This is a genomic window from Polaromonas aquatica (assembly GCF_042659145.1).
Classification (GTDB): Bacteria; Pseudomonadota; Gammaproteobacteria; order Burkholderiales; family Burkholderiaceae_C; genus Polaromonas; species Polaromonas aquatica.
In genome coordinates, this window is sequence record NZ_JBHSRS010000040.1 from 1 (window position 1) to 1,123 (window position 1,123).

Sequence of the window (1,123 nt, forward strand, 5' to 3'; positions counted from 1 at the left end):
GCAGGGCAACCTGAGGCTTGCAGCCGGAAACGACCTCAACGCCAAAGCCGCCAATGTGCAGGCCGGTGGCGCACTGACGGCCACCGCAGGCAACAGCGTCAACATCACCGCAGGGCAAAGCACCAGCAGTTTCAGCTGGGGCATGACCACCAGCGAGAGCGACCTGTTCAGCGCCACCTCCACCAAAGAGCGCAAAACCAGCGAGCAGGCCAACGCCGTCGGCTCCAGCTTTGGCGGCAACACCGTCACCATCGCCTCCGGCCAGGACATCCATGTCTTGGGCTCAAGCGTCATCAGCGACACGGGCACCACACTGGAAGCCGGGCGCAACCTCACCCTGGAGGCCGCGCAAAACACCAGCAGTTCCACTTCCTTCTACGAGAAGAAAGAATCCGGTCTGCTCGACAGCGGCGGCGCGGGCATCACCATAGGAAGCCGCGAGCAAAGCACCGACCAGAAGAACAGAAGCACAAGCGCTGCAGCCAGCACCGTGGGCAGCATAGGCGGCAACGTCACGCTGATTGCGGGGGAGCAGTACAGGCAGGTTGGCAGCGATGTGTTGGCCCCCAACGGCGACATCACCATCGTTGCCAAAAAGGTGGACATCGTGGAGGCCAGGGAAACCAGCCGCACCGACATCGAACAGAAGTTCAAGCAAAGCGGCATCACCGTCGCCATCAGCAACCCTGTGCTCAGCGCCATGCAGAATGCCGAAGGTATGGCTCAGGCCATAGGCAACACCAGCGACAGCCGCATGCAGGCCCTGGGCGCGGCAGCCATAGGCCTGAATGGCTACAACACCTACAACAGCCTGACGGACAAGGCCGGCAACTTTGATGCAGACAAAGCCCAAGGCGTCAGCGTCAGCATCAGCCTGGGCAGCTCCAAAAGCCAGAGCAACAGCACAAACCAGAGCGATACCGCCCGGGGCAGTACGGTGGCTGCGGGCAACAACGTCAGCATCACCGCAACGGGCGCAGGTGCGGACAGCAACCTCACGGTGCAGGGCTCAAGCGTCACGGCCGGCAACAACGCCATCCTTGCCGCAGACAACCAGGTCAAGCTGCTCGCCGCACAGAACACCGCCAGCCAGAGCAGCACCAACTCCAGTAGCTCGGGCAGC

General features: G+C 62.5%; 1 protein-coding gene. It reads left to right on the plus strand.

Annotation, left to right across the window (positions count from 1 at the left end; translation table 11 throughout):
- Nucleotides 1–1,123 (plus strand): hemagglutinin repeat-containing protein (locus ACFQND_RS12265; protein WP_377413619.1); only part of this gene is annotated, 1,123 nt, incomplete at both ends.